The sequence below is a fragment of the Paenibacillus sp. BSR1-1 genome, assembly GCF_030403775.1.
GTDB lineage: Bacteria > Bacillota > Bacilli > Bacillales > Cytobacillaceae > Neobacillus.
Genome location: NZ_JAQMWQ010000033.1, coordinates 1 through 18,426, shown reverse-complemented (window position 1 = coordinate 18,426; position 18,426 = coordinate 1). Strand labels below are relative to the sequence as shown.

At 34.6% G+C, this 18,426-nt stretch carries 18 protein-coding genes and 2 pseudogenes; 5 read left to right on the top strand and 15 right to left on the bottom strand.

Annotated features, from left to right (window positions below; all coding sequences use genetic code 11):
- Positions 1-782: 782 nt before the first annotated feature.
- From PH210_RS27635 to PH210_RS27610, 7 genes are all read right to left on the bottom strand, one after another.
- Positions 783-1,268: a hypothetical protein gene (locus tag PH210_RS27635; RefSeq protein WP_289989600.1), complete on the bottom strand. Its 486-nt coding sequence runs from the start codon at positions 1,266-1,268 to the stop codon at positions 783-785.
- Positions 1,269-1,609: 341 nt separating this feature from the next.
- Positions 1,610-1,837, bottom strand: coding sequence for a hypothetical protein (locus tag PH210_RS27630; RefSeq protein ID WP_289989598.1), 228 nt, complete (start codon positions 1,835-1,837; stop codon positions 1,610-1,612).
- Between the two features lie 138 nt (positions 1,838-1,975).
- Positions 1,976-2,320 (bottom strand): hypothetical protein, encoded by a 345-nt coding sequence (locus PH210_RS27625; RefSeq protein WP_289989596.1) that lies wholly within the window; start codon positions 2,318-2,320, stop codon positions 1,976-1,978.
- A gap of 127 nt (positions 2,321-2,447) precedes the next feature.
- Complete coding sequence (locus PH210_RS29845; RefSeq protein ID WP_354670028.1) at positions 2,448-2,969, bottom strand: CBO0543 family protein; 522 nt, start codon at positions 2,967-2,969, stop codon at positions 2,448-2,450.
- A gap of 830 nt (positions 2,970-3,799) precedes the next feature.
- A complete protein-coding gene (locus PH210_RS27620; protein ID WP_098536551.1) occupies positions 3,800-4,003 on the bottom strand; it encodes a cold-shock protein in 204 nt (67 codons plus the stop codon).
- A 452-nt stretch (positions 4,004-4,455) separates the two neighbouring features.
- The gene (locus tag PH210_RS27615) at positions 4,456-5,070 is read right to left on the bottom strand and encodes a hypothetical protein (RefSeq protein WP_289989593.1); all 615 of its coding nucleotides are present in this window, start codon (positions 5,068-5,070) and stop codon (positions 4,456-4,458) included.
- A gap of 440 nt (positions 5,071-5,510) precedes the next feature.
- Positions 5,511-6,026, bottom strand: coding sequence for a TetR/AcrR family transcriptional regulator (locus PH210_RS27610; RefSeq protein ID WP_354670031.1), 516 nt, complete (start codon positions 6,024-6,026; stop codon positions 5,511-5,513).
- Positions 6,027-6,419: 393 nt separating this feature from the next.
- Between PH210_RS27610 and PH210_RS27605 the strand changes: the two genes are divergently transcribed.
- Both PH210_RS27605 and PH210_RS27600 read left to right on the top strand, forming a co-directional pair.
- Positions 6,420-8,642 (top strand): MMPL family transporter, encoded by a 2,223-nt coding sequence (locus tag PH210_RS27605; RefSeq protein ID WP_289989589.1) that lies wholly within the window; start codon positions 6,420-6,422, stop codon positions 8,640-8,642.
- Positions 8,643-9,078: 436 nt separating this feature from the next.
- Positions 9,079-9,546, top strand: a complete 468-nt coding sequence (locus tag PH210_RS27600) for an HAD domain-containing protein (protein ID WP_289989587.1) — start codon at positions 9,079-9,081, stop codon at positions 9,544-9,546.
- Between the two features lie 206 nt (positions 9,547-9,752).
- On the opposite strand, the gene PH210_RS27595 is transcribed toward PH210_RS27600, so the two are convergent.
- Entirely contained in the window at positions 9,753-10,025 is a 273-nt protein-coding gene (locus PH210_RS27595; RefSeq protein WP_289989585.1) for a stage V sporulation protein S, read from the bottom strand.
- Between the two features lie 255 nt (positions 10,026-10,280).
- Here PH210_RS27595 and hbs point away from each other — a divergent pair, with 255 nt between their 5' ends.
- Positions 10,281-10,559 (top strand): non-specific DNA-binding protein Hbs, encoded by a 279-nt coding sequence (hbs, locus tag PH210_RS27590; protein WP_179602077.1) that lies wholly within the window; start codon positions 10,281-10,283, stop codon positions 10,557-10,559.
- 232 nt (positions 10,560-10,791) lie between these two features.
- On the opposite strand, the gene PH210_RS27585 is transcribed toward hbs, so the two are convergent.
- From PH210_RS27585 to PH210_RS27565, 5 genes and pseudogenes are all read right to left on the bottom strand, one after another.
- The gene (locus PH210_RS27585; protein ID WP_007083691.1) at positions 10,792-10,992 is read right to left on the bottom strand and encodes a cold-shock protein; all 201 of its coding nucleotides are present in this window, start codon (positions 10,990-10,992) and stop codon (positions 10,792-10,794) included.
- Between the two features lie 793 nt (positions 10,993-11,785).
- On the bottom strand, positions 11,786-12,466 hold the full coding sequence (locus PH210_RS27580) for a glycosyltransferase family 2 protein (RefSeq protein ID WP_289989581.1): 681 nt from the start codon (positions 12,464-12,466) through the stop codon (positions 11,786-11,788).
- A gap of 589 nt (positions 12,467-13,055) precedes the next feature.
- Positions 13,056-13,372, bottom strand: a pseudogene (locus PH210_RS27575) (MMPL family transporter); the annotation flags it as partial.
- A pseudogene (locus PH210_RS27570) lies at positions 13,370-13,564 on the bottom strand (FMN-binding negative transcriptional regulator); the annotation flags it as partial. The pseudogenes PH210_RS27575 and PH210_RS27570, both read right to left, overlap by 3 nt.
- Before the next feature lie 68 nt (positions 13,565-13,632).
- Entirely contained in the window at positions 13,633-14,577 is a 945-nt protein-coding gene (locus tag PH210_RS27565; protein WP_289989580.1) for a DMT family transporter, read from the bottom strand.
- A 163-nt stretch (positions 14,578-14,740) separates the two neighbouring features.
- Here PH210_RS27565 and PH210_RS27560 point away from each other — a divergent pair, with 163 nt between their 5' ends.
- Positions 14,741-16,117 carry an aminotransferase-like domain-containing protein gene (locus tag PH210_RS27560; RefSeq protein ID WP_289989578.1) on the top strand — a complete coding sequence of 459 codons (1,377 nt, stop codon included), beginning with the start codon at positions 14,741-14,743 and terminating at the stop codon, positions 16,115-16,117.
- 502 nt (positions 16,118-16,619) lie between these two features.
- On the opposite strand, the gene PH210_RS27555 is transcribed toward PH210_RS27560, so the two are convergent.
- Entirely contained in the window at positions 16,620-16,820 is a 201-nt protein-coding gene (locus PH210_RS27555; protein ID WP_289989575.1) for a cold-shock protein, read from the bottom strand.
- Between the two features lie 333 nt (positions 16,821-17,153).
- Between PH210_RS27555 and PH210_RS27550 the strand changes: the two genes are divergently transcribed.
- Complete coding sequence (locus PH210_RS27550) at positions 17,154-17,546, top strand: hypothetical protein (RefSeq protein WP_289989574.1); 393 nt, start codon at positions 17,154-17,156, stop codon at positions 17,544-17,546.
- A 229-nt stretch (positions 17,547-17,775) separates the two neighbouring features.
- Here the strand turns inward: PH210_RS27550 and PH210_RS27545 are convergent, their stop codons facing one another.
- Entirely contained in the window at positions 17,776-18,231 is a 456-nt protein-coding gene (locus PH210_RS27545) for an SRPBCC family protein (protein WP_289989572.1), read from the bottom strand.
- Positions 18,232-18,426: the final 195 nt, after the last annotated feature.

Below are 18,426 nucleotides of genomic sequence, written 5' to 3'. Positions count from 1 at the left end.
AACTCTTTTTGGTCTTTTTCCAATGCTGTATGGGTAAAGGCAAAAGAGAATTCAACTTATGTCAGGAGTAACGTCAGGAAAATGCATATTTACAACGATAAGGAAATCACCCATTAAAAAAGTCGATTCCTCAATGTTATAGAAAATCGACTTTTTTATTTTGCCTTGTTCAAGTAAAGCACCCCTTTACTTTAAGTGAAAAGTTTCACATTACATACATTTATTCAATCCTTCTTGGGTGATTTAAAAATAATTTCAAAAATAACAAAATAGAGTGTAGGATAAATAACTATTAACCATAAAATATATTTATGGGGTATAGTATGATAAATTAAACCACCTAGTATTAAAAAAATTATAAGTGCAAATAAAAATCTAACCACCATTTATCACCTTTATCTTCCTTCAATTGCCTTTATTTACAATAAAAACTTATGTGTTACTTTTATTTCTTAATTGTCGTATTAGTTCAATTAAGGTTAAAACAAAAACAATCGCCATAAATGTCCCATTTATATATCTTTGATCTGTTAAATTCAATATTGATACCACCAAAGATAAAACTACTGAAATAATCAAAGATATTCGCCCCATACTATTACCTCTTTTCACCCAATACATTATTCATTAAAGTTTCCAACTTCTTCTTCAACTAACCTGCTCCGTTAGTAAATAAGCGACTGTTCATATTGTACAATCGCCCCCGTTAGCTTAAGTACATTTTTTCACAATCTTTTTTATGACACTGTTAAGCAAAATAAAAAACCTTCGTGTTTGAAGGTTTATCGAATCCACTTTTTATAAAAAAACGATTTCTTGAGAGGATTCAACTCCGTTATATATTGAAAAGCATATAGAATCAAACACCTGAAAAAGCTTAATACCAAGTATTGAAATTTGGTTAATTGTTCTAAAGAAAATATTTTAAAGCCTTCTACAAATTTTAATCCTCCAAAGATAAATGTAACATGGAGAAGAGTATTTGAAATGATGAATAATGGTAACTTCCCAAAAGTCAGTTTTAACACCCATAGACTAGTTACAAGGTATGCACCGAAATTCATAAAGTTCATACTATCAAAAGGTCCGATGCCATTATAAAATTTCCACCAATTTTTCTTCTCACCATAAAAATCTAAAGCTTTAGTGAACGTACACATAAATATTGCAGTTGGAAGAAATCTTTTAAATGCTTTTCTACCTAGTAAAGGTAACGTTAACCAAGGAACAACTAACAAAGCTATCATAAACACTTTTGGATTTTTCATTATTTTCACCTACTGATTTGTCTTTGTTCGGTTAAGGACTATTTTCCGCAACAAATCCAGTTTTATACAAATAACACTTACATCTCGGATAAAACTGAAGGTGATAAAACTCCTTTCGTTTTTTTAGAACTCAAATATTTACTTTTTTTCAGTCAAAATTTATTGTTGGGTAATAAAGCCTCTTCCACCTCTACCACAGCAGGTTATTGATTTAACAAAATATTACACTAAACTTCCCTGTTAGCTCGACAAGAAAAAAGACCGCCGCAGCGATCTCAACTTTAACTCTTGCTACCCGTTACTTTAAGAACAATTCTTCACAAACTTTTAACCAATTACTGTTACTTAAGATAAGGCAGTATTGTAGCTAGAATACTCAAGATTATTCCTAAAATAATCGAAGTAATCACCCAATACAAACGTTTAACCCACTTTTTCGCTAATTCATCTGTAATAACTTGGTCTTCATCTAGTTTTTGAAATTCTTTTTTAAAACGATACAACTGTATAGGTCCTAACAACAAACAAATAACAGATAGTATTAGTCCAAAAGTTTTTATCCATTCCATAAAATCTTCACCTACTTACTATCACTTATTTAAGCTCATTCTAAAATCATATCCAAAAGAAAGAGGACCATAGTTAATGAAGAATAGCACCCCGTTTGTTGTAAGTATATTTCTTTACAATCTAAGCTGAACCATAAGCTAAATAACAGGGTCATAAAAGTTTTTTAATTCTAATAATAGATTTAATCTCCTTTTACTTTCCTGAAAATCTTTTAATGCAAGGTCATAATACATCCTAACGTCCATTTCTCCTTTTGGTTTAAAGAAATGTGTATCCCCATAGGGATCTACAGAAGAAAATTCTTTTCCTTCAAGAGCTTTTTCCCAATAGCCAATTCTCCATTGATCATGCTTAAATTCCTCAAACGAAATAAGATATTCTTGTTCATAATTTTTCATCTGCTCAATTATTTTCAAGACTTTTTTAATCTTATCATCTTCGAGTTCACTTATAATTTTTAGCAATTCTTCCCTATTTGACATTTCAATCACAGCCTAAACAAAATATTTTTCATTACTATATTTTTTACTAGTTCTAACTAAAGTAAACTGCTCCGTTATTTCAATAAGAAATGCCTCCGAGGGCGAACTCAAATAAATAGGGGAATCATTAATCAAATGATTCCCTGGGCAAATTAAATATGTTGGAAAGAAAAATTAAAAATAAAATTGAAATTATCCACGCTAACCAAGGTTTACTAACATGAATCTTTAGGACTGTAAACATTATTATATTGAAAAGTAGTGACCAATAAATGTTCCAACCGTAATGATACTCAATCGAATTTAACTTATTGCTAGAAATTTCAATGAAAGTATAAATTAAGACCCACAGCAATATCCAAAAAAGTTGTTTTAATCTTTGATGTGGAAATCTCCCTAGGTATATTAGCAGGGTGGATGTATAAGAAAAAAACATTACAAAAAGGCTAATAATAAGATGACCGTGTAGTATATCATCCCCGATTATACCTTTGGTAAAATTCCAAAATCTATGGTTTCGAAGTAAGGCATTATAAAAAAAATCGCCACCTATCCAAAATAAGAAAGTGGGATAATATTTGCGCCAATTTTTCCAATCACCCCACTTATAAGCAGCAAAAATAAAAGCTGAGTATAAAATAATTCGCATTCTTATCTCCTTACAATGATGGAGTTTAAAAATATTATTAGGATTTATTTAGTGCTTTTTGTATCTTTTTTGATTTGCCAAATAAGATATTCTGTCTGGAGTTGGGACCATACAAATCCACCAATCATTAATTGCAATATATATTTTACGTTCTTGCTTAGTTTTTTTAGAACGGTTTAGAAAAAAGAAAATGGCGATGAAACTCGTCGCCCCATGTAATTAATATCACAACCCATGTTCATACCGGTTCTACAGTTTTTAAAAGTATTTGTAAAACTAGAAAGTATAATACACCTTATCAAATTATAACTATGTAATTGAACAATTCGAACTTATTATGTTTATTGAAGTAAACTGACTTCAACAAGCATAATTGACTGCCGCAGCGATCATTCTTGAGCTCAAGCACCTGATAGTTTAAGTACATCTCTTCACAAAGTTAAACTTCAAACCTTTTCAATTCCCATTCCAGAAACAACAAAATGAGGACTATTATCTTTTCGGTTAAAGAACCTCCAGTGTTCGCCTTGATCATCATCTTCCGAACTATCTGGAAATGCTTCTAGTTTGTAACCCTCTGATAAAAAGACCTTTAATCCACCAATATCAACAGATTCAATGTTCTTTACCTGTAATCGTCCTTTGTCCTTTATAAAAGTTTTAATTCGTTCATCAAATCTATTCTTACCTTAATTATATGCTACACTTGGTTTACCATTTGATTTACTGTTTTTATGTTCCCTACTCCTTTACCAGTGGGGGTTCTTTGTTTCACAGAAAAAAGAAAAGCAGACTCCCATAAAAGAGCCTGCCTTCCCTGTTTTGTAAAATTAAGAAGCTTTACGTACGTTTGAAGCTTGAGGTCCACGTTGACCTTGCTCCACATCAAAAGTCACTGCTTGACCTTCTTCTAAAGTTTTGTAACCTTCGCCTTGAATCGCTGAGAAATGAACGAATACATCGTCTCCACCTTCACGTTCAATGAATCCGAAGCCTTTTTCGCCATTAAACCATTTTACATTACCTTTTTCCATTTGTATTGCCTCCTAGTGTGTAAACACACACAATGTAATACTACCCTTGCTCTCAGTGATCATCAAGATCAAAAGTTACAAATCCTTTACACCGAACAAAAATAATTCTTTTTAATCATAACATTTTTTGTAAGAAATGTCAAGATTCAGAAAAATTCATTGAGCTCACTATTTCTTTATGATAATCCTTGCCGAATATTTTGTATTAGGATTCACTCCATATTCTGTGTGCATGATTACAGCAAGAGGAACAGCATTGTAAAAACTGTATGAATATATCCATTGTTCCACCTTCATAAATGTAAACTTTACTTATTATTCTATTTAAGTTGAACGAATCCCTTCTTCAAGTAACCTGCCACGTTAGCTGAACAAGAAAAAGACCGCCGCAGCGATCTCATCTTTAACTTTGCACCCGTTAGCTTAAGTATAATTTTTCACAAATTTTCCATTTATTTTCCCTTAACCTTATGAGCTGAAAAATTCTTAGCAACAACATAGGAGTTACCCATAACTAACAGTTTATAATCCGTATCCTTTTTATAGTCCTTTTCATTTCTATAATTTAGTGGATACACATTTGTCTTATATCCGTACTTTGTTAACACATTCCTATATGAATCCAATAAATTTAATGGACCATAAGCAAATAGTCCAATTCCGCCATCTAAAAGTTTATCAATTCTATATACCAAATGATTTATGTATTCACCAAACGGTATGTAACCTTCGGTATTGTTATAATGAGCTTTATAAAGTTCTCCAATGACATCTGTAGTCGAATTAGTTTTTCCGTTAAAGTATATTGAAACGTATTCTTTGTTATAATCCCATAGCAATTCATGATCACTGAAGATCTCCCATTCTTCAACCACTTCGAATTCAAATCTATGAGTTCCGTTGTTTTCGCAAACAATCTTCCACTCCTCTTGAATTTCCTCTTCACCATAAAAAGTTAGGTTAATATCAACTGTTATTTTGTCTAAGTATTTTTTAAAACCAACAAGATGTATATCCACATCAGTCTTTTTTGTTAGTTTTGTAATTGCAGCATCTAAATCCTTCAAAACTATAGCTCACCTCATTAATTCTCATTTGATTTCTAAAATATATATTCAAAAAAAAAGGAGCATATTCCCTCCTTGAAATAATGCCCATCCATATTTGACATATGAAGCTAACCTGCTTCTTTAGTACAATAAAAAAGGGAACGCCGCAGCCATCCCGTTCCTTAACTCTTGCACCCGATAGTTTAAGTACAATACTTCACAATCTGCATTGTAATTGAATAGGAACAAGACAATATCCCGCTCGATTGTAATGTATAAATAGCGAAGCACAATCTAAACCACATGAATAACTGTAAAGATTATAAATGGTAACTCATTGTAATAAGTTCACCTTTTTTCCAATTCTTCGTACCCCTTCATTAACAAATCCACGTTTTTTTCTATAATCCTTGTGATGCATCATTTTTTGAGATGTAATAAAAGATAGAACAGCTGTATCATGAATTCCCCAAATTCCTTCTATCTGTTGTCCCATATGGAAGAATCTCGTATATTTTTGCAGCAAGTGCCTGGGGAGATTCCCTTGCCCCTCTTTTAATCCAATCGGTAACAATATTAAAGATACCGCCTGCTAAAAACAGGAGTTGCATTCTGCTCATGTCATGATTGCGCGTAATATCCGCTTGAAAGACCTTTTCCATTGCATAATTCAAATAATCAAGCAGCATACTTGATATATTTGCATCAATTAACGTTTCTGACGGCTTATGTGCAGACACAAATCCCTCAATGATATATTCAATAATTAGCTGCATACTAACATACGGATCCAAACTATCAACCACTTTCAAGAATTGTTGAACAATTTCATCCACAGATGCTTGCACGACGTCGTAAACGTTGCGGTAGTATTTGTAGAATGTGACTCTGGCAACCCCAGCCTTTTTGCAAATAGCTGTTACGGTTATATCTTGCAGTTTATGTTCCTGCAACAGTGCGCTCAATGCCTCCATAATGTATCTCTGAGAGAGTACACTGTCTTCTCTTGAATTCCTCAAAGCTAACACATCCCTTCATTCTGTTCGTTTTAAGTGCAAATCATCACATAGTGCTTGAAAGATGAAAATTCACTGCTATACTTACACGTGTAAGCGCAATTGTTAGTGTAGTGATATTGTCATTGTATAAAAGGACATTATTGCTGTCAATGTGTACCATTTTGTTTGTTTCCTACTGGCGATTTGCCGCCATTCTGCAAGCTATTAATAGGGAGGGATATCAGATACAAGTTATAATATACATTTTTAATTTTTTTATATGAATAATATATGGTTTGGTGTTTGTGCGTTTCTAGATTACAACGTAAGGACAAGACAAATTATCAACAAGAATAGGGTGAGATTCAATTGGCAAAATATCTGTATAATTTAGGACATTGGGCAGTAAACCATAGGAAAAAGGTTGTATTCAGTGCACTCGCAATTCTTATTGCATTAGTGCTTTTTGCAGTCAACATAGGTTCCTCCTTCAAGGGTGAGCTGATCATTCCGAATACACCGGCAGATAAAGCAGGAAAAGTAATTGAAAAAGAGTTTAAAGGGATGCAACCAGCAGGTGCCCAAGTAAAAGTGGTGTTTCAAGCATCTAAAAACGAAACCTTGGAGTCAGCGGAAGTACAACAGAAAATTGCAAAAGTTCTAGATGAGATTAAAAAAGATTCAGCTGTTGATTCTGTGGCAGCACCGATGCAGCTGCAAAACCTCAGTAAAGATAGGAAAATCGGATATGCAGTTGTTACGTACAAAGTGAAAGCGGAAAAGGTCACAAAAGCTTCTAAGGATAAGATTTTAAATAGTATTGAAACAACAAGGGATGCCGGCATTCAAACGGAATTATCAGGGGGCGATATCCAATTTTCTGATTCAGAGACTTCAGGTATGACTGAAATTGTCGGAGTGCTTGTTGCCTTCGTAGTCCTGGCATTTACTTTTGTGTCTTTTCTAGCAGCTGGACTGCCGATTCTCACTGCGATAATCGGATTAGCGATTGGAATGCTAGGAATCATGATTGGGACCAATTATGTGGAAATCCAATCTGTTTCCTTATCATTAGCAGCCATGCTGGGACTCGCAGTGGGCATTGACTATGCGCTCTTCATTATCAATCGCTTTAGACAACAGCTTGCACAAGGAGATTCTGTTCCAGAATCTGTTGCTATCGCAACGGGAACAGCGGGAGGTGCAGTAATCTTTGCAGGATTAACAGTTATTATTGGTCTTTTAGGACTGTCTGTTACAAAGATTCCATTTCTGACAACGATGGGCGTATCCGCGTCCTTTACTGTTCTCGCAGCTGTGTTGGTTTCCGTCGTTATATTACCAGCCATATTGGGACTTGTCGGCGATAAGATTGCCCCGTCTAAACAAAATCGATTCTTACAAAAGATGAGTGGGGCAGGTAAGAAACACGCTGGTTCAAATAAATGGGGGGAATTTGTCACAAAGCGTCCTCTGATCGTTACAATTTTCGCAATCGGACTACTTGCAGTGATTACGATTCCATTTTTCCATATGAACCTTGGACTGCCTTCGGATGGAACAACAAAGTCCACAGCAACGACAGAAAGAAGAGCATATGATTTATTGGCGGAAGCATATGGAGAAGGATTTCATGCCTCTTTAGTGGTAGTGGCAAAATCAGAGCAAGCAACAGCTGAAACGCAAAATGCTATGAACACCATTGCAAAAGAATTGGGTACCCTAGCTGATGTGAAAAGTGTGACACCAGCTATCCCTGGACCTTCTGGAAAGATTTATATGATTTCCGTCACACCAAAAACAGGACCAGACGATACAAAGACGAAGGATTTGGTAAAAGCAATCCGGGACAAATCGAACCAGACCGAGAAAGAAAATGGAATTGAACTAATGGTAACGGGCTCAGCAGCGATGAATATTGATATTTCACAAAAGCTGAGTGATGCCTTGCCGGTTTTCGCTGCCCTTATTGTGGGACTTGCATATGTACTCTTAGTTCTAGTGTTTAGGTCTCTGCTCATTCCATTAAAAGCAGTTTTAGGGTTTCTACTTTCTCTTGGTGCAACGTTGGGAGCAGTGGTATTTTTCGTGCAGGATGGGCATTTCCAAAATATATTTGGTTTCCCGGCTGCCGGTCCGATCTTAGCCTTCTTGCCTGTCATTCTAATTGGCATCCTGTTCGGACTCGCCATGGACTATGAGGTGTTCCTAGTGAGCAAGATGCGGGAAGTATATACGCATAAAGGCGACCCAAAGAGAGCTATTTTAGAAGGAATGCTGGAGAGCGGGAGAGTCGTAGTCGTAGCAGGTTTAATTATGATGTCTGTATTTATTGGATTCATGTTGGCACCTGATACCATCATTAAATCCATAGGCATGTCTCTTACACTCGGTGTTTTCTTTGACGCATTCATTGTGAGAATGACAATCGTACCTGCGGTTATGACTCTCATGGGTAAGTCAGCCTGGTACTTGCCAAAATGGCTGGATAAAATTTTGCCTAACATTGATGTTGAAGGAGAAAGCATTATACAACACATGGACAACAAAAGTGAAAAGATATATAAACAGAACCCGCTTCCTATAAAATAGAAGCGGGTTTTTTAAGAGAAGGTATAGGTCCTCCTTCATCTATTTGAGTAACATCTATGGAACTTATACCCATAATGATCCTTATTCCACTAACCTGCCCCGTTAGTGCAACAAGAAAAAGACCGCCGCAGCGATCCATCTTGAACTCTTGCACCCGTTACTTTAAGTGTACTCCTTCACAAGATTAATGTGAATTTAACGGTTTAGTTTTGTATAAGAGGTGATTCACTTGGAATTGCAAAATAAAATAGAAAACAAATAGAAGTACAATTCGCTTATGAATTAACTTCTTACTTTGCAAATAAATTAGAAAAAGGCGACTTTAGCCACATTTCGTGATTGGAGAAACTGTCAACTATTCAATGAATTTAGGATAATTCAAAGGTGAATATTTTAATAGGAGCATGCGGTGGATTATGATTCCAAGGAGGATAACATGAAAATCATTTTCTTAGATATCGATGGTGTTTTAAACACGGACAGACAAATTAGAATGAACAATTTGGAACAAATCAAAGATATTAAATTCGACCCAATTGCGATGAAAAACTTAAAGAAAATCGTTGAAGAATCACAGGCGAAGATTGTCATTACCTCTACATGGAGAGTTCACCACCAAGACAATGGATACCTTTGGAGAGAACTCATTAGAAATTTCGAAATGTACAACTTAGACACCAATATTTTGCTAGATATCACACCTGTTATTGATACGAATATGAAAACCGAATTACGGGAGAAAGAAATATTGGATTGGCTAACCAAACACAAAAACATTGAAAAATTCGTAATTCTAGATGACCAATGGGATATGGGTAGATTAAACAGTCATTTTGTTCGGTGTCTTTCTTTTAGAGGCTTAACAAATGAAAATGCAGAAGTGGCAATATTAAAACTAAAATAGAAGCCGTCTATGACGGTTTTTTGCCTATTATTAAAATAATTTCAACATATACTACTTCAATTAACATGCTTACGTTAGTGGAACAAGAAAAAGAGCCGCAGCTACGACTCTTTGTTAAACTCAAGCACCCGTTAGCACTACAAGCTAATATAGTATCAGCGAAATTTTTAAAAAATAATTCTTTTATTGATCGTCTCAACGCAAATCTATCGTTTTTTTCTAGGACCTACCAATAATTTGATTGCTGTTCTATTTTCATTATTGATTAAAACATCTGTAAATGCAGGAACAAAAACCAGATCAAGACCACTAGGAGCTACGAATCCTCTTGCAATCGCAATTGCTTTAATCGCTTGATTTAAAGCACCCGCTCCAATCGCTTGAATTTCTGTATTTTCTCTTTCTCTTAATTGTCCTGCAATTGCACCTGCAACTGAATTCGGATTTGATTTTGATGATACTTTTAATACATTATCCATATAAATTTTTCCCCCTGTTATTTAATTGCTTGATATGATCACTGGAAAGAAGAATGTAATTAAGTATCTTTTAATAATATTCAAATTCAAATCAAACAGAACTATTGATCTTATTCCTTTGATTCTTTTTGTGCTATCCTGCTTCTTTCGTTGAACAAGAAAATATAAGGTTAGAGTTGCGAACTAATGTACGCTATGTTACAACTAAGGTACGTCCCCTGTGGATTGTAAAGTCTTTAAAGGAGTGCTTATTAAATGAATAAAACAGATTTCATTAATCAAGTAGCAAAAACCGCAGAACTTTCACAGAAAGAAGCATCTAAAGCAGTAGATGCAGTTTTTGATACTATTTTGGAAGCATTAAAAAATGGTGATAAAGTTCAATTGATTGGCTTCGGTAATTTTGAGGTTCGTGAACGTGCTGCACGTACAGGTCGAAATCCACAAACTGGGGAAGAAATTCAGATAGCAGCTGGAAAAGTTCCCGCTTTTAAGGCTGGTAAAGCTCTTAAAGATGCAGTAGCTGAAAAGTAATAAATAATGATCTTTAGTGTTGCATACAAAAAAACTCTTAACTAAATCAGTTCAGAAATCTATATGACCTATGATAATTAGGAGATTTCGTGTTTATGTGATACACTTGATTTACCATTTGATTTACTGTTTACATGTTCCCTACTCATTCCTGAGTGGGGTTCCTTGTTTTTAAGGTAAAAAAACAGACTCTAAAATAGAGCCTGTCTATATCCAACATTATTATTTATTATTAAGCTTTACGAACGTTAGTAGCTTGGGGTCCACGTTGACCTTGCTCTACTTCAAAAGTAACTGCTTGACCTTCGTCTAAAGATTTGAAACCTTCGCTTTGGATTGCTGAGAAGTGAACGAATACATCGTCTCCAGCTTCGCGTTCGATAAATCCGAAACCTTTTTCTGCGTTAAACCATTTTACTTTACCTTGTTCCATTTTGTTTCCTCCTGCTGTGTGCTTTGCACACAATGTGTTACTATCCTTGCACTCAGTGATCATCAAGACGAAAAGTTAATCTTATACTATCCTTTACACCGATCAAAAATAATTCTTATAAAGTTTAACATTTTTTAAAAGTATTTGCAAGAAGACATAAACGCATCCATTTTTGCCACTCATGAATTTTCGCAATTAGTTTGGATTATTATGTTGTTCTTATTCAAGTAAAGCACCCGTTAGCTTGAGAAGAAACTTAGAATCGGAGGTAAGAACATTAATAATATTGAAATGGAAATAAGCACTTTTGATACATTTGTGGGGAGTTTTTCTCGACCTTTACCTATGTACCATCCACTAAACTGATATTTATTCCTATACAGTACAAATAATAAAATAAGAATCGCAATTATTCCCATCCAGCCATAGGTGTCTATGTTTGTTCCTAATTTTGAGTACACATAATTTATAAAGGCACTTAAAATTCCTCCGATAAATACAAATATTAGCACTATTCGTATTAACTCCAATAGTACCTTCATTAGTACCACTCTCCACCTTTATTATTTGCATTTATTTTACCATACATTTCCAAATTGTTGTTAAACTAAACTGCCCCGTTACTTTAAGTACAATTCTTCACAAGCTTACTTTAACATAAAAAAAAGAGTTGCTGTAGCAACTCAATATTACCTTAACCTGTTGCAGGGATTTTGCTTTTCTCACCATTTAAATAATTCCTCACTTTTAAGCACGAGATCGATCACCAGCTAAAAATTGAAAAGAAACTTAATTAGCGTTCTCTAATTATTTTTAACATTTCCTCTTTGTTTCCATTGGCGAACATGTACCGAGCAACTAGAGCATCGTTTCCACCACTATCTGGATTGTACGCTGGTGGATGCCAAAGATGAAATACTTTAGCGTCGTAGTTCACAAATTTCCCGCACAGGGTATTCACTGACCATGCAAATGCATCATCTTCTCCTCCCCAGCCGACAAAACGTTCATCAAAACCACCGACTTTTTCAAATTTCCTTTTTGGAATAAGATTTACTTTACCGGCAAATCCATCGTACATCCAATTAACTTTCTGGCACTCTTCTAATTTTACATTTAGAGGCCAGCCCGGTTTCATTCTCATTACTCTTTCTGTAATTTCCACTGGAAGATCATATACTTCCGTAAATGGAATTACCCATGCTGCATCACGCAATAATTTTATTGATTCTAGAATAATGCAAGGGTCGAACACAGTATCAGCATCAACAATTAAAAGAATATCTCTTGTTGCTTCTTTTGCAGCAAGATTTACCGCCTTGCCTTTATTAAATCGACTACCTTTTGTTGTGCCAACAATCAATTCGGCGTTAGGCATTGTGGTTTGAAAGAATTTTTTTACCCATAAAAATGCTTCAAGCCGAGGACCAAAATCATTTTGAAAAGGTATTATTATTGAAACATTCTCAAACATATAACTTCTCCTTCATAGGTAAAAGTACATTCCTTGTTATATTCATATTCATTTGAAAAAACTTCGATATGGCAAAACGCCTGTCCAAGATAATATTTCTTCTATGACTCATTCTTTTGGATTATGGCGATATACATGTAAGCAGATTAACCAACGAACATAACTCTGAAAAAGGCTGTAAACAATTAGTGCATAGAACTATAGTGAAATGGTAGCTTTAGAATTTCAGCAGTTCGAAAGAAGGAAGGCTTAAAGAGGAAGGGAGTTAATAGCCAATTGGGCAATAGTTTAAATAGTTTAAATACATCCATATGTGCGTAAGGATGTTTTTTTCTGTATTTATATAGCTTTGTAATAACATTTCTCATTAAACTTACCTGCCCCATTAATTTAAGTACAAAACTTCACAATCTTAGAAATACAAAAAGGCGAGCACACAAGCCCGCCTATATTTCCTTTATTTTTTCAGTAATATCCCCTACTTACAAAAGTGTCTTCATTTGAAAACAACAATGTGAACACACCTGGATCTTGTCTTCCTATTCGACAGAGTCGCCTTTAGACTGTTATATATATATTTACCTTCCTTTTATAGCCATTTAGGAGCCCACCAATTGGCACGACCAAGCAACTTCATTAAGGCAGGTACTACGATGATACGAATGAACGTTGCATCAATGAAAATGGCACAAAATAAACCTACACCCAAAGCTTTCGTTATTTCAATGTCGGTAAAAATAAACGATCCTACTACAACTATTAATATCAATGCCCACTGCTGATGAGAGTACCTGTTTTCTGCAGTCCAATTGCCGTACTTTTATTGTTATCACCTGACCGGTCAAATTCCTCTTTAATTCGGGAAATTAAAAATACCTCATAATCCATTGAAATGCCAAACACAATGTCTTTCCACTGAGGATTAGGACGAGCAAAATGTCCATATAAATATGAATTATCCTTGTTCAAAATTAACGGTAAATGAGTTGCAAAAGGCATTCCATTATGTTGAGAAAAAAGAGTTGCAAAACTATGTTCCTTCATGATGTCGAATGCAATTGCTTCCTCTTTTATTTTAAAATGTGCAGGAATATACATGTTTTTTCTCCTCTCAGAATATTTACTTATCATTAAACCTTAAAATTCTCTATAAGATAACCATTTTTTTAACCATGGTCTTTATCAATGACAACTTCCTCATCTAATACAATTTGGTCCTCTGATACAGTTGCTTTTTCTGATACGGGAGCATTTTTGCCAAATATAACAGAAAAGACAACAATCACTGCTATTACAAGAGTGAAAAATGTGATGGATTCATGGAGGAAAACTGCTGCAAATAGTATCATCAAAAATGGTTGTAAGTATTGAATCTGACTAACCCTTGCTATTCCGCCCATAGCCATTCCGCTATACCAAGCAACATATGCTAGAAATTGGCTAACCACTGCTAGATAAATAAAGCTGACCCAAGCTTGTAAAGGAGCATGTAGCATTTCAGTTGTAAGGTTTAGCCCAACTGGAATAATGAAAAATGGGGCACCAATCATAATCGACCAAGCAATTACTTGCCAGCTACCTAATTCTTTCGCTAATTTCCCACCTTCTGCGTAACTAAGTCCAAGTATAATCACTGCTGCTAGTAAAGCTAAATCCGCAAAATGTAATTGCCCGAACCCTAGATGCAGTGCATACATAATAACTGCAAAAGAACCGATTATACTGGAAATCCAGAATTTAAGAGAAGGGACTTCACCAGCTCTAAACATTGCAAATCCTGCTGTGGCTAATGGCAACAGGGCTAATTCCACAGCACCATGAGAAACAGGCAAAGATTCCATTGCCCAAGAGGTGAGGAGAGGAAATCCTAAAACTGCACCAACAGCAACAATAAATAAACTTTTGAATTGGCGAGGAGAAGGTAGTTTTTCTTTACGAACAATCAATACAACAGTAACTAAAATAGCGGCTACAACGGTTCTTCCTAAACCGACGACCGTAGTCCCAAAATACTCTACTGCCACTCTTGTAGAAGGAAGCGTTAAGCTAAAACAAATGACACCTACTAATCCCAATAATAATCCAAATTTCTCTCTGGTCTCTCTCTGCATTTTATCCTACCCCTATCTTTTTATTTTGTATCATATCTGTACCATTTTTCTACTTTTATTAAAAATAGTTCTGATATAATCAAAATAATAACGGGTACACTCAATAAAAATAAACCATTTTTTTACCCTTCTGTACTGGTTCAGTTAAAAGGAGGATCAAGATTTGAGCTCAAAATATATTAGGATAATGGAAGAAATTAAGCTTCGACTAGGAGATGGATCGCTCCGTGCAGGTAGTAAACTCCCTTCTGTTCGTCAGCTATCTGAGCATTTTTCATGTAGCAAAAATACGGTCATTAAAGCATACGAAGAACTAGAAAAAGAGCATCTAATTTATTCTGTTCCTAAAAGTGGCTACTTTGTTTTGAATGAAATTCAAAATGCGAAAAATGAAAATGAGGTGATTGATTTTTTGTCTGCTGGTCCAGATAAAAATGTTATGCCTTATCTTGAGTTTCAACATTGTATGAATCAAGCAATTGAACAATATAAAGAAGAGCTTTTTACATACTCTGATCAACAAGGGCTTTACTCATTACGAGTACAGTTAGTGAAATATTTGGAGAATTTACAGGTGTTCACTCAACCTGAAAGATTAGTCGTTGTATCTGGTTCGCAGCAAGCCCTTAATTTATTAGTTTCTATGCCATTTCCAAATGGAAAAAACAATATTCTAATTGAACAGCCTACTTATTTTGGATTCATTGAGTCCATCAGTCTGCACAAAGCTACTACTTTTGGAATTGAGTTATCGATGGATGGGATTGATCTCGAACGTCTGGAATACATTTTTAGAAACAATGATATAAAATTTTTCTATATTATCCCAAGATTTCACAACCCACTTGGACATTGTTACACGAATAGTGAAAAGAAAAAAATCGTTGAGTTAGCTGAAAAATACGATGTATATATAGTGGAAGATGATTTTTTAGGAGACCTTGATCCAAATGCAAAATCAGATCCTTTATTTTCTTTTGAACCTTCTGGGAGAGTTATTTATATTAAAAGCTTTTCGAAAGTTTTTCTCCCAGGGCTAAGGATTGCTACTGTCGTTCTTCCTACATTAATGATTAACAATTTTTTACGATATAAATTTAGTTCGGATTTTAATAGTGCAGCACTTTCTCAAGGCGCTCTTGAAATTTATTTAAAAAGTGGGATGTTTAATAGCCATCTAAAAAAAATAAAAGAGGTATACCATACTAAAATGCAAATCCTTCAAGAAGCGTGTGAATTATTGCTACCCGATAATACTCGTTTTTCTAAACCGACATCAGGATTCTATCTATCCATCAATTTGCCCGAAAATGTGTCAGCAAAACAGGTAGTCCATATGCTAAACGAGGAGCATATATATGTTGATGATGCCTCAAGAATGTTTTTACCAGAATATAAAAAGGATAATCTCCTTCGATTAAGTATCTCTCAAGTGAAAGAAAGTCAAATTAAACTAGGGGTGGAGCGATTGGCTCACTGTATTGCTTTAATTGACAGTAGAAAAAATCATATTGCTCCAAATAACTTTTTACTCTTTTAGAATGGGTATGTTTATATTGAAGTTAGCGTTAGGATTAAGCAATTTCCTACGTTAAGAAAATATGGATAGAGTCCTGATTAACAAGGACAAAACGGTGTCTTCTTCTGACGAGATAACTTTTGATTGAATAACGAATCAGTGTGAACGATAAGTATCCGAAAAAGGCTAGATATTTATTTCTAGCCTTTTTATATAACTTTGTGAAAAATTCTACTTAAACTAACCTGCTCCGTTAGTTCAACAAGAAAAGCTGCCAAAATGACAGCTCCGATCTTAAACTCTTGCCCCCGTTAAATTAACAAGAGAATTTTATATTCAAGTTTTTCTATTTGTAATAAATTCAAAGAAATTAGGAAATCCACAATTTATATGCTACACTTGGTTTACCATTTGATTTACTGTTTTCAGATACCCTACTCATTTTTGAGTGGGGTTATTTGTTTTTCTAAGTAAAATAGATAACAGACTCTAAAAAAGAGTCTGTCCATGTTTGGCGTTATAATTAAGCCTTACGAACGTTAGCGGCTTGTGCTCCACGTTGACCTTGCTCAAGATCAAAAGTCACTTCTTGACCTTCTTCTAATGTTTTGAACCCTTCGCCTTGAATAGCTGAGAAATGAACGAATACGTCTTCTCCACCTTCACGTTCGATGAATCCGAAGCCTTTTTCGCCATTAAACCATTTTACTTTACCTTTTTCCATGTTTGTTGCCTCCTAGTGTGTTAGCACACACAATGTATTACTATCCTTGCTCTCAGTGATCATCAAGACGAAAAGTTATTACTGATACTATCCTTTACACCGAACAAAAATAATCCATTTTATGATAGCATTTTTTGAAATTGTTTGCAAGGAACCCAAATTCTACTAAAGCACCCGTTAGTTTAAGTGCATTTATTCACAATGTTCGCTGTCTATACAAAGAAGAAGCTTGCTGACTCTTACAAGTTAGTGAGACTAATAGCAATTTTGCTTAAAATTTCCAATTGTTGTAGAATAGTGTAAAGTAATTTTATTTTAAGGAGGGTAATGAAAATGAAAATTTTGTATGATGAAACATACACTTCGAATGAAGGAAGGCGAGCAAGCAGGAATATTTGGTATGGAGATGCTGATATAACAGTTGATGGTGAGCATGGAAAAATCATTAATCTAAATGAAGATTTTATGGATAATTTATGCGAAATAATAAAAAATGATTTATCTAAAAATGCAGCAAATAAGCCTACTGAAACTAACTGGTATATTTATGGAAGTGGTGTAACTCTGGAAACTATTGGAGACAATAACCTTCCGACAATTATGGTTCGTGAGAAATCTGACGAGTTTATAACTAATTTTAATATCAGTGACCACGATTTTGCTGTAAATATTGATGCTATTCTGCTGTTTAAGGCTGAATTTGAAAAACGTTTAGCTAGTAATTGAGGAGTAATATCACTATAAGCATTTTCAAACTATTTTAGGGGATGATTACATAATGAAATCATTCTCCTTTTCATGTGATGGGAGTCTTTTTGTGTGGAGGAAAAGGACATTTAGAAATACGGATTGTGAATAATTACACTTAAATTAACCTGCCCCGTTAGTCGAATAAGAAAAAGGCTGCTTATTTAGCAGCCAGATCTTAAAGGAAAGCACCCGTTAATTGAACAAGCTAATTTCCGTTTTCTGCGATTCTTCTTAGTTCTCTTGCACGAGAAATTATAAAATCAGTCATATACCTTTCCAAAAATAATTTGTCCGCAATAATTCCAATTGGTCCAAAAGGTGACTTATACTCAAATGTATCAATCATTATAGTCCCACCTTTTTCCTCTTTGAATTGATGGGTATGTGTAAAAGAACTAAAAGCTCCTTTTACCATAATATCAACAAACACAGTGGGCTTTTCCATATGAATTACTTTTGCTGTTAACCTTTGTTTAATACCAAAATGAGTAGCTTCCCAAGTAACAGTATCGCCCTTTTCTAAATGCCCCTGCGTAACTCCACCAACAGCCTTTTCCTTTGTTTTAGAAGTTGTTTGAGTATGAATATCTACGTTCCTCGCAAGGTTAAAACATACCTCAACCGATGCTTTAATAAATTGTTGGTGCCGAATAACAGGCATTACCTATTCTCCTTTTATAAGCACTATTTAACATTATAATTATAATTCTTGAAGGAAAAATTAACTATCACTTGTTCCGCTAACCTGCCCGTTAGCTCAACAAAAACATACTAAGATTAGTAGTGCAGACCAAGGCATTGGTTAGCACTACTATTTTTTATATAGTAGAAGTGAAGAATAGGTCGACGGTCTTTT

What these genes read in the sequence shown, in the direction of transcription:
- PH210_RS27600 (WP_289989587.1), top strand. Translation starts at nt 9,079, where the DNA reads ATGAAAATCATTTTCTTAGATATCGATGGTGTTTTAAACACGGACAGA.
- PH210_RS27545 (WP_289989572.1), bottom strand. Translation starts at nt 18,231, where the DNA reads ATGCCTGTTATTCGGCACCAACAATTTATTAAAGCATCGGTTGAGGTA.
- PH210_RS27630 (WP_289989598.1), bottom strand. Translation starts at nt 1,837, where the DNA reads ATGGAATGGATAAAAACTTTTGGACTAATACTATCTGTTATTTGTTTG.
- PH210_RS27580 (WP_289989581.1), bottom strand. Translation starts at nt 12,466, where the DNA reads ATGTTTGAGAATGTTTCAATAATAATACCTTTTCAAAATGATTTTGGT.
- PH210_RS29845 (WP_354670028.1), bottom strand. Translation starts at nt 2,969, where the DNA reads ATGCGAATTATTTTATACTCAGCTTTTATTTTTGCTGCTTATAAGTGG.
- PH210_RS27635 (WP_289989600.1), bottom strand. Translation starts at nt 1,268, where the DNA reads ATGAAAAATCCAAAAGTGTTTATGATAGCTTTGTTAGTTGTTCCTTGG.
- PH210_RS27620 (WP_098536551.1), bottom strand. Translation starts at nt 4,003, where the DNA reads ATGGAAAAAGGTAATGTAAAATGGTTTAATGGCGAAAAAGGCTTCGGA.
- hbs (WP_179602077.1), top strand. Translation starts at nt 10,281, where the DNA reads ATGAATAAAACAGATTTCATTAATCAAGTAGCAAAAACCGCAGAACTT.
- PH210_RS27565 (WP_289989580.1), bottom strand. Translation starts at nt 14,577, where the DNA reads ATGCAGAGAGAGACCAGAGAGAAATTTGGATTATTATTGGGATTAGTA.
- PH210_RS27550 (WP_289989574.1), top strand. Translation starts at nt 17,154, where the DNA reads ATGAAAATTTTGTATGATGAAACATACACTTCGAATGAAGGAAGGCGA.
- PH210_RS27595 (WP_289989585.1), bottom strand. Translation starts at nt 10,025, where the DNA reads ATGGATAATGTATTAAAAGTATCATCAAAATCAAATCCGAATTCAGTT.
- PH210_RS27585 (WP_007083691.1), bottom strand. Translation starts at nt 10,992, where the DNA reads ATGGAACAAGGTAAAGTAAAATGGTTTAACGCAGAAAAAGGTTTCGGA.
- PH210_RS27610 (WP_354670031.1), bottom strand. Translation starts at nt 6,026, where the DNA reads ATGGAGGCATTGAGCGCACTGTTGCAGGAACATAAACTGCAAGATATA.
- PH210_RS27625 (WP_289989596.1), bottom strand. Translation starts at nt 2,320, where the DNA reads ATGTCAAATAGGGAAGAATTGCTAAAAATTATAAGTGAACTCGAAGAT.
- PH210_RS27555 (WP_289989575.1), bottom strand. Translation starts at nt 16,820, where the DNA reads ATGGAAAAAGGTAAAGTAAAATGGTTTAATGGCGAAAAAGGCTTCGGA.